Below are 8,349 nucleotides of genomic sequence, written 5' to 3'. Positions count from 1 at the left end.
GGCGGACACCCCGCACCGGCTCACCGCCGGCCCAAAGCCTCCTCCCGTTCCCCGTCGTGCCTGGCCTTCACGGTCCAGCGGTCGAAGTCGTAGACGACGCTCTCGCCGTCGGCGGAGGCCGTGAACCTGCTGCCCAGTTCGTCCTGGTGCAGCCATGGGGTGTCGAACAACGGGTACGCGTCGTAGTCGATCGGTGTGCCGTTCACGAGGTGGGTGGGGCCGGGCGCGTCCGCCGCGGAGTCGAAGGTGAGGTCGAGGTCGTCGCCCTTCAGGCTGTGGTAGACAAGCCGCGGCGCCGGATCGTCGATGTGGGTCACGTCCAGGCTGGTGGTGCTGGTCAGGGCCTGTGCGAAGGAGTCGAGGTCCGGGTAGGCCGACGCGTCCGCCGTCTCCAGCACCCAGCCGTTCCGGTCGGCCTGGCTGCGCAGGATGTCGTAGCTGTAGCTGAGAGTGGCGGTGGGGTGGTTCTGCGCCGTCGTCTTCACCTTGTCGGCGGGGTCGTTGGGTGTCTGGTGGTACCAGGTCCCCGGCTTGACCGGTTTGAACGCGAAGTACATCGTGCCGGTGTCGGCGACGGTCCAGCCGTCGACCGCACGCCGTTCGCGGATCGAACCGTTCGCCGGGAACAGCGCGTTGAGGTAGTTCGACGTCTGGTCGCCGGACGACCGGTAGACGCCGACCGCCGTGGGACCGTCCTGCATCACCCGCTGGTCGGCGGGCTGGTCGTAGGTGCCGATCGGGGCGTTGCCCTGATCGACGGAGAGCCGGAAGAGCGGATTGGCGGCGTCGGACCGCCAGCGGAGCACGACCGGCAGGTCCTCGATCCAGTTGTCGACCCGCCGGTACTGGACCTCGGTGCCCAGTCCCCAGGTGGGCCGCACATAGGTGGTGCGGTAGATGTCCATGGCGTGTCCGCCGGAGTTCTGCAGGTTCGCCTTGCGCGAGGTGTACGACTTGTCGGTCTTCCGGCCGATCTTCACCGCGAGCGACGGGGGCGTGTACGTCGTCCCCGGCCAGGCGACGAGGCCGGCGTACTCAAGGTTGGGACGGTAGGCGGAGGGGGCCGGGTTGTCCGATTCGCCGACGCCCGACTGGGCGCGGTGGGCGCCGAAGTAGGTCCAGGCGAGCGTGGAGTGGTCGGCGGGCCGCCAGGTCGGATCGTTGACCGCGGACAGGTCGCCCTTGGCGCGGCTCTCCGAGGAGATCATGTAGCCGTCGATCCAGTCGTTCGCCCACTCGAACCACATCACGTCCATGGCCATCTTCACCTGGCGGCGCAGTCCGTCGTCGTCGGCCCACTGGTAGAGGGCGTTGAGGCAGAAGTACGTCATGAACGTGTACTCGGGGCTCTGGTACTCCGCCCAGCCGCGGCGCACCCCCGCGTCCACCATCTCCAGGATGTTGGCCTTGTTGGCGGCCTTCAGTTGCGCCCCCGAGTTCCCGTTGAGGTCGGCGACGTCGGGGAAGTACTGACCGACGAGGTACCCGGTGGCGTAGTTGCTCATCCGCAGGTTCTCCGTCTGCGGGAGCTTCTGGTAGGCGTACGAGGCGAAATAGCCGCGTACGTGGGCGAGCATGGCGGCGTCGAACTGGTCGCCGACCATGAGGTAGGAGTACATCTTCGCCATGGTCTTGTACTGCTCGTAGTCGTAGCTCTGGAACTGCGCGTCCAGTTTGGCGAGGTTCACGGCCGTGTTCTCGTGGTCGGCGAGCTGTGCCGTGTACGCCGCGACGTTGACGGCGCCGCTCTCCTCCTTCATGGCCTTGGTCTTGTCCCACAGCCATTGGGTGCGGGTCTGCCGGGTGCCGGGGTAGGGCGCGGGTTTCTCCGGCACGTACGGTCCGGTCGACGCGTCGAGCGGGGCGCTCGTCGGACTGATGTTGCCGCTGGCGTCCCTGGCCCGCACCGTGAACGTGTAGTGCGTGGCGGGCATCAGGCCGCCGATCACCGCCGAGGTGGTACTGCCGCCGACGGAGGCCACCTGGTAGCCGTCGCGGAAGACGTCGTACCCGCTCACCCCGAGGTTGTCGGTCGACGCGGTCCAGCCGAGCGAGACGCCGTCGGCGGATCCGGCCGCGCGGGTGAGGCCGGTCGGCGCGGTCGGCGGCTCGGTGTCGGTGACGCCACCGCCGGCCTCGTACACACCGACGTTGTCCACGGTGATCGCCTCGTCGGTGCCGCCGGTGTCGACCCGTACCGAGAAGCCGAGTTCGACCGTGGAGATCAGCCGCCGGCCGCCGTTGGGCACGATCGTGAAGCGGTACTGCGCGATGTCGGTGTCGTCGACCGGGGACAGGCCGCCGGAGGTGTCGGTGTAGGCGGAGGTGGTGGTGAGGCTGACCGCGGGTACGGGGAAGCGGGGCACGAGGTTGTTGTCGAAGTTGCCGAACTGGATCTGCGCGTAGATGTCCTTCGCGACCGGCTTGTCGCTCGCGGCGCTGCGTCCGAGGTCGTAGCGCAGGACGAACTGCTGCGCGGGGCTGCCGGTGGGCCGCTGGTAGATCTCGTTGATGCGGTCCTTGAGCGTGCCGGTGGACCAGCGCCGGTAGAAGTAGCTGGAGAGGTTGCTGCCCTGGGAGGCGTCGCGCAGTTCGAGGGCGTTGTCGCCGCCCACGTCGACGATCTGCTGGGTGCCGCCCGAGGCCGGGTTCGCGGCGGTCAGCGGGCTGGTGCCGCCGTCGAATCCGGTGTCCATGTCCGCGGCGAGGAGGTTCGCGGGCGGGGGATCGTCCGCCGCCCGAGCGGCGGTGACGGGCGCCGCCAGCAGCACGGTGGCGCACAGGCACGCCACCGTGCGCGTCAGGATGTTCATGGATCATCCTTTCGTTGGTGCGGGTGGGCTATTTGACGGCTCCGGTGACGAGGCCCTTGCTCCAGAACGACTGCAAGGAGACGAACATGGCGACGACCGGCACGACCGAGACGAGGGCGCCCGTGACGACGGTGGTGTAGCTGATGGGGTAGCCCTGGAGTTCGCGCCAGCCGACGAGGCCCACGGTCACCGGCTGGAGCCTGGTGTCGGCGAGCATCAGGGAGGGCAGGAGGAAGTTCGTCCAGATCGCCACGAACTGGAACAGGAAGACCGTGACCATGGCCGGTGCCATGAGCCGGGCGCACAGCGCGAAGATGCGCAGTTCCCCGGCCCCGTCGAGGCGCCCGGACTCGATGAGGGCGTCCGGGATCGACGAGGCGGCGTAGATCCGGCTCAGGTAGACCCCGAAGGGGCTGACGACGCTCGGGACGAAGACGGCCCAGAAGGTGTTGACGGTGCCGGTGTAGCTGAACAGCAGATAGAGCGGGACGGCCAGCACGGGCGCGGGCAGCAGCACCGCGGCGAGCACGGTGCCGAAGACCGCCTCGCGGCCGGGGAAGGGGAACTTGGCGAGGGCGTATCCGCACATGGCCGCGAGCAGTGTGGAGACGATGCCGCCGCCGACCGCGTACAGCAGCGAGTTGAGCAGCCAGCGGCCGTAGATGCCGCCCTGTGCCTGGAACAGGGTCTGGACGTTCTCGACGAGGGCGAAGTGCCTGCCGAACCAGAAGCCGTTGCCGGCGAAGATCTCGCCGCGGCCCTTGGTCGCGGAGACGACCAGCCACCACACCGGCAGCAGGAAGTAGACGGCGAACAGGGCCATGACGGCCAGCACGAGCAGCCGCGAGGCGGGACTGACCGTCGTGAGCGGGTTGCCGCGGGCGCGCCGCGGGTCCGGTCTCCGGGCCGCGGGTCCGGGGCGGGTGGGTGGTCGCAGCATCGTGGTCATTCGTCGACCCTCCTCGCCGACGCGCGGAAGACGAAGACGGACAGCACGCAGATCAACGCGCCGAGGAGCACGGACTGAGCGGCCGCGTAGTGGAAGTCGTTGGCCGCGAGCGAGCGGAGCGCGGCCATGATCGGGGTGTAGGAGGAGGACAGGTTGGGGGCCACCGATTTCATCGTGGTCGGCTCGTTGTAGAGCTGGAAGGTGCCGATGACGGAGAAGACGAGGGTGAGCAGCAGGGCCGGCCGGATCTGCGGGACCTTGATGAGCAGTGCGGCCCTCCAGCCGGAGCAGCCGTCGAGGGCGGCGGCCTCGACCGTCTCCTCGGGGACGGCCTGCAGCGCCGCGAAGATGAGGATCGTGTTGTAGCCGGTCCAGGCCCACGTGAGGATGTTGGCGAGGGAGAACGGCAGCGCGGCGTCGCCGACGAAACTGACGTGGACGCCCAGCGACGCGAGCCCTTTGGTGATCGGGCTGAGGGTGGGCGCGTACAGGAACGACCAGACCAGGCCCGCGATCACGCCGGGCAGCCCGTAGGGCACGAAGTAGGCGATCCGGAAGAACCGGCGTCCTTTCGAGGCCGAGGAGTCGATCAGCAGGGCCAGGACGAGCGCGATGCCGAGCATCACGGGTACCTGGACGACACCGACGAGGGCGACCCGGCCGAGGGAGGCGATGAAGTCCTGGTCCTGGACGGCGCGGACGTAGTTGTCGAAGCCCGCGAAGACGGTGTCGGCTCCGCCCAGGCCGAGGCCGGAGCGGTGCACGGTGAAGAAGCTCTGCTCCACGGAGTAGACCGTGGGCACGAGGTAGACGACGACGAAGAGAAGGAGGAACGGCACGACGAACGGCGCGGCTCGCCGGAACTCGCTCAGGCGGCGCCGTCGGATCGTCACTTGGGACACGGTCACCCTTGCTGTGGAAGTGGATACGGAGGTGCGGGGCCGTGCGGCCGTCGAGCCCCGCGGAGGGCCGGCGGCGCCCGGACGGGGCGCGGGGATCCGCGCGGCCGGCCACGAGGTGCCCGTTCCGTCCGGGGCCCCGTCCGAGCGGAGCCGGGGACTCGGCGGAGGCCGACGGCGCGGCACGGACCTGCCCGCGCGGCGGTCAGTCGCTGACGGAGAATCCCTGGGAGCGCAGCGCGGACTCGGTGCCCCGCTGGGCGCCGTCGAGGGCGTCCCGGATGGTGGACTGCTTGGTGTGCACCTTGCCGAGCCCGTCGCCGAGCGTCGTCGCGGTGGTGGACATGACCGGGCCCCACCGCCAGCCGGAGTTCACCTTGGCCGCCTCCGCACGGAACAACTGGTAGACGGGCCGGCCGCCGTAGTAGCTCTGCGGCGCGTCCAACGCCTTGTTGGCAAGGCCGGACTTGGCGGCCGGAAGGATGGCCGCGGAGGCGATCAGGTTGGACACGGATCCGGTGTCGGTCGACATCCACAGGGCGAACTCCGTGGCCTCCTTGGGCCTCGCGCAGTCCTTCATGACGGCCGTGGCCGATCCGCCCGAGTTGCCGACGGTGTCCGTGCCGTTCCACCGCGGCATCGGCGCCACGGCCCATTTGCCCGCGGATCCGGCCGCGTTGTCGCGGATGAGGGACGCGGACCAGACCGGACCGACCTCCGCCCAGACCTCGCCCTTGCTCCAGGCGGAATACAGCGTGGCGTCGAAGGCCGGGTACGACGTGACGAGGTCCTGGTCGAACAGCCCCTGCCAGTAGTCGGCGACCTCGGTGTTGGCGGCGCTGTCGAGCGAGACCGACCAGGCGTCGCCCTTGGTCCCGAACCAGGGGGCGCCGCCCTGCCAGGCGAACCCGGCGTACAGGTAGGGGTCGGTGGGGAGGTTCATGATGCGGGCCGACGGGTCGGCCGCCTTCACCGCGGCCGCCGCCTTCGTGAAGTCCTCCCAGGTCTTCGGCACCGCGAGGTGTGCCTTCCGGAAGAGGTCCGCGCGGTAGAACATGGCCATCGGGGCGGTGTCGACGGGCACGCCGTAGGTCCTGCCGTCGACGCCGACGTTGCCCCAGACCCAGTCGGCGAACTCGGCCCGCCGCGGCTTCAGCTGGTCGCTGACGTCCTGGAGGACGCCGGCGGCGAGGAAACTGGCGAAGGTCTCGTAGCCGACCTGGGCCAGACAGGGGGCCTTGCCGGCCTTGGCGGCGGTGAACAACTTGTCGTAACCGCCGGCCCCGCCGTCGGTGATGGCCTCGTACGTCACATGGATGTCGGGGTGGGTCCTGTTCCACAGCGCCACGGACTTCTCGTAGCCCGCCGCCCAGCCCCAGAAGGTGATCTCGGCCGGGCCGGTGCTGCTCGCCCCGGAGCTGCCGTTGCACCCCGTCAGCACGATGCCGGCGGCTACGGCCGCAGCGGCGAGTCTCGCCGTTCGCATGACCATGACTGCGCCTCACTCTCTGCTTGTACGGCTCGGGATGAACGGCGGGATACTTGCATACAAGCTATTGGCATGCAACGATCATTTCGTGAATGCCCCTGAAGAAGCACGTACTTCCGAGCGGTCACCGGCCGGCAAGGACGCACGGCTCGCGCCGGTCATCCGGGACCGGACCCGCACGCGGACCTCGGACCTCGTCCACGACGAGCTGATCTCGGCCATCCGTGAACTGCGGCTCGCCCCCGGGGCCTCACTGTCGGAGACGGACCTCGCGGGCCGCTTGCAGGTGAGCCGCACGCCGGTGCGCGAGGCGCTCGCGCGGCTCGTCGACGCCGGGTTGGTCCATGTGGTGCCCCAGGTGGGCACTCGGGTGGGGCTGATCCGGCTGCGGGACGTGGAAGAGGCGCGCTTCGTCCGGGAGAGCCTGGAGGTGGCCGCCTTCGAGGTGGCGTGCGCCGATCCGGCACCCGACGTCACAGTGCTGCGCGAACTGCTCGAACGCCAGGAACACAGCTGTCGCACCGAGGACTACGACGGCTTCTTCGCGGCCGACGAGGCCCTGCACAGCGAGATCTTCACGCTCAGCGGCTATCCGGGGGCCTGGCAGGCCGTGCAGCGGATGAAGCTGCAACTCGACCGGCTGCGCCGGCTCGCGCTGCCCGACGCGGCCGCGATGCGGGAACTGATCGACGAGCACCGGCTGATCGTGGACGCGCTGGAGACGGCCGACGTGTCCGCGGGCCGCGCGCTGATCAGCAGACACGCGCGGCGCGCGCTGGAGCGCGGCCCGGCGCTGCGCGCCGAGTACCCGGGCTACTTCACGGAGTGAACCCGATGGCACCGGCGACGCCATCGCCGCTGACGACACCCTCGACACTGGCGACACCGACGGCGCCGACGGCGAACCCCGTGGGCCCCGTCCGTCCGCGGCGGGGGCCGTCGTCCCGGCCAGGCACTTCCCGGCGAACGGATCACCAGGAGAATCATGCGCACCGAACCGCCCGGCTCCCGCGCCACCGGCGCACCGACAGGAGCCGTGCCACCCTGCCGCTTCCCCCACCGCATGGAAGGCGACGTCATGGAGTACGAGACCGGCGGACCCGACCGGCACCGACAGCGGCGGGCCGGGCGCGCATGACCGTGCGGCTCTCCCTCGGCCATGTCGACACCTACGACTCCCGGATCGCCACCTTCGCTCATCAACTCGGCCTCTCAGGAGTGCAGTTGCACACCCCGGACGTGCTGCCCGGAAGAGACGGCTTCTGGAGCCTGGCCGAGTTGCGGGCCCTGCGGGAGCGCTGCGACGGCGACGGGCTCGCGATCGACGGTCTTGAGAACGTCCCGCTGGCGCACTTCTGGAAGGTCCAGCGCGGTCTGCCCGGCCGCGACGAACAGATCGAGAACTATCAGCGGACCATCCGCAATCTGGCCGCCGTGGGGATCGACCTGCTCGGCTACAACTTCCTCGCCACCTACGTCTGGCGCACCGAGATGTCCGCACAGGGCCGCGGCGGCGCCCGGGTCACCGCCTTCGACCTGGCCGACGTACCCGCCGGGAACGCGCTCGCCGGATACCGGCTGACCCCGCACCATCCCGTGGACGAGCCCATCACCGCGGACCGGATGTGGGCGAACCACCAGTACTTCCTCGACGCCGTACTGCCCGTCGCGGAGGAGGTCGGCGTGCGGCTCGCCCTGCACCCCGACGATCCCCCGACCGACGAGCCCCTCGGCGGCATCGCCAGGATCTTCACCTCGCCGGACGCCCTCGTCCGCGCGCGCGGGCAGGCGGGCGGCAGCCCGTCCTGGGGGCTGAACCTGTGCCTGGGCACGGTGTCGGAGATGGCCGGGGAGCAGAGCGTCAACGAGGTCATCGACCGACTGGGACCGGCGATCTTCTACGTCCATTTCCGGGACGTCCGCGGGACCGTGCCGAGCTTTCGCGAATGCTTCCTCGGCGAGGGCAACTTCGACCCGGCACGGGTGATCCGGCGGCTCGACGACGCCGGATTCGACGGATTCCTCATCGACGACCATGTGCCGGCCATGATCGGGGACGTGGACACCTGGGGCGACATCTCGTCCGAGGCGTATTGCAGCCGCGGCCGGGCGCACGCGATCGGCTATCTGCAGGGCGTCCTCAACGGCCTGGGCCTCGGCTGACCGCGCCGAGAGCGGCGGCGGGCACCGGACGAAGCG

The 8,349-nt window shown here is 69.9% G+C and carries 7 protein-coding genes; 3 read left to right on the top strand and 4 right to left on the bottom strand.

Going from position 1 to position 8,349, the window contains the following annotated elements; genetic code table 11:
* Positions 1–20 precede the first annotated feature (20 nt).
* From ACFC09_RS42730 to ACFC09_RS42715, 4 genes are all read right to left on the bottom strand, one after another.
* Positions 21–2,813: a fibronectin type III domain-containing protein gene (locus ACFC09_RS42730; protein ID WP_376537999.1), complete on the bottom strand. Its 2,793-nt coding sequence runs from the start codon at positions 2,811–2,813 to the stop codon at positions 21–23.
* A 28-nt stretch (positions 2,814–2,841) separates the two neighbouring features.
* Positions 2,842–3,762: a carbohydrate ABC transporter permease gene (locus ACFC09_RS42725; RefSeq protein WP_376537997.1), complete on the bottom strand. Its 921-nt coding sequence runs from the start codon at positions 3,760–3,762 to the stop codon at positions 2,842–2,844.
* On the bottom strand, positions 3,759–4,655 hold the full coding sequence (locus tag ACFC09_RS42720) for a carbohydrate ABC transporter permease (protein ID WP_376537995.1): 897 nt from the start codon (positions 4,653–4,655) through the stop codon (positions 3,759–3,761). The genes ACFC09_RS42725 and ACFC09_RS42720 overlap by 4 nt, the downstream gene beginning before the upstream one ends.
* A gap of 211 nt (positions 4,656–4,866) precedes the next feature.
* A complete protein-coding gene (locus ACFC09_RS42715; protein ID WP_376537993.1) occupies positions 4,867–6,147 on the bottom strand; it encodes an ABC transporter substrate-binding protein in 1,281 nt (426 codons plus the stop codon).
* Positions 6,148–6,238: 91 nt separating this feature from the next.
* On the opposite strand from ACFC09_RS42715, the gene ACFC09_RS42710 reads away from it, so the two are divergent.
* The 3 genes from ACFC09_RS42710 to ACFC09_RS42700 all read left to right on the top strand — a co-directional run bounded on the left by ACFC09_RS42710 (position 6,239) and on the right by ACFC09_RS42700 (position 8,313).
* Positions 6,239–6,979 (top strand): GntR family transcriptional regulator, encoded by a 741-nt coding sequence (locus ACFC09_RS42710; protein ID WP_376537991.1) that lies wholly within the window; start codon positions 6,239–6,241, stop codon positions 6,977–6,979.
* A 156-nt stretch (positions 6,980–7,135) separates the two neighbouring features.
* Positions 7,136–7,288 (top strand): hypothetical protein, encoded by a 153-nt coding sequence (locus ACFC09_RS42705; protein ID WP_376537989.1) that lies wholly within the window; start codon positions 7,136–7,138, stop codon positions 7,286–7,288.
* Complete coding sequence (locus ACFC09_RS42700) at positions 7,285–8,313, top strand: mannonate dehydratase (RefSeq protein ID WP_376537987.1); 1,029 nt, start codon at positions 7,285–7,287, stop codon at positions 8,311–8,313. Before ACFC09_RS42705 ends, ACFC09_RS42700 begins: the two co-directional genes overlap by 4 nt.
* Positions 8,314–8,349: the final 36 nt, after the last annotated feature.

It is taken from the genome of Streptomyces sp. NPDC056161, assembly GCF_042268025.1.
In the GTDB taxonomy this organism is placed as follows: domain Bacteria; phylum Actinomycetota; class Actinomycetes; order Streptomycetales; family Streptomycetaceae; genus Streptomyces.
This window is presented reverse-complemented; position numbering and strand designations above follow the sequence as displayed.

Excerpts from the sequence above, each read along its gene's own strand:
- ACFC09_RS42725 (WP_376537997.1), bottom strand. The coding sequence starts at position 3,762 with ATGACCACGATGCTGCGACCACCCACCCGCCCCGGACCCGCGGCCCGG.
- ACFC09_RS42705 (WP_376537989.1), top strand. The coding sequence starts at position 7,136 with ATGCGCACCGAACCGCCCGGCTCCCGCGCCACCGGCGCACCGACAGGA.
- ACFC09_RS42730 (WP_376537999.1), bottom strand. The coding sequence starts at position 2,813 with ATGAACATCCTGACGCGCACGGTGGCGTGCCTGTGCGCCACCGTGCTG.
- ACFC09_RS42700 (WP_376537987.1), top strand. The coding sequence starts at position 7,285 with ATGACCGTGCGGCTCTCCCTCGGCCATGTCGACACCTACGACTCCCGG.
- ACFC09_RS42715 (WP_376537993.1), bottom strand. The coding sequence starts at position 6,147 with ATGCGAACGGCGAGACTCGCCGCTGCGGCCGTAGCCGCCGGCATCGTG.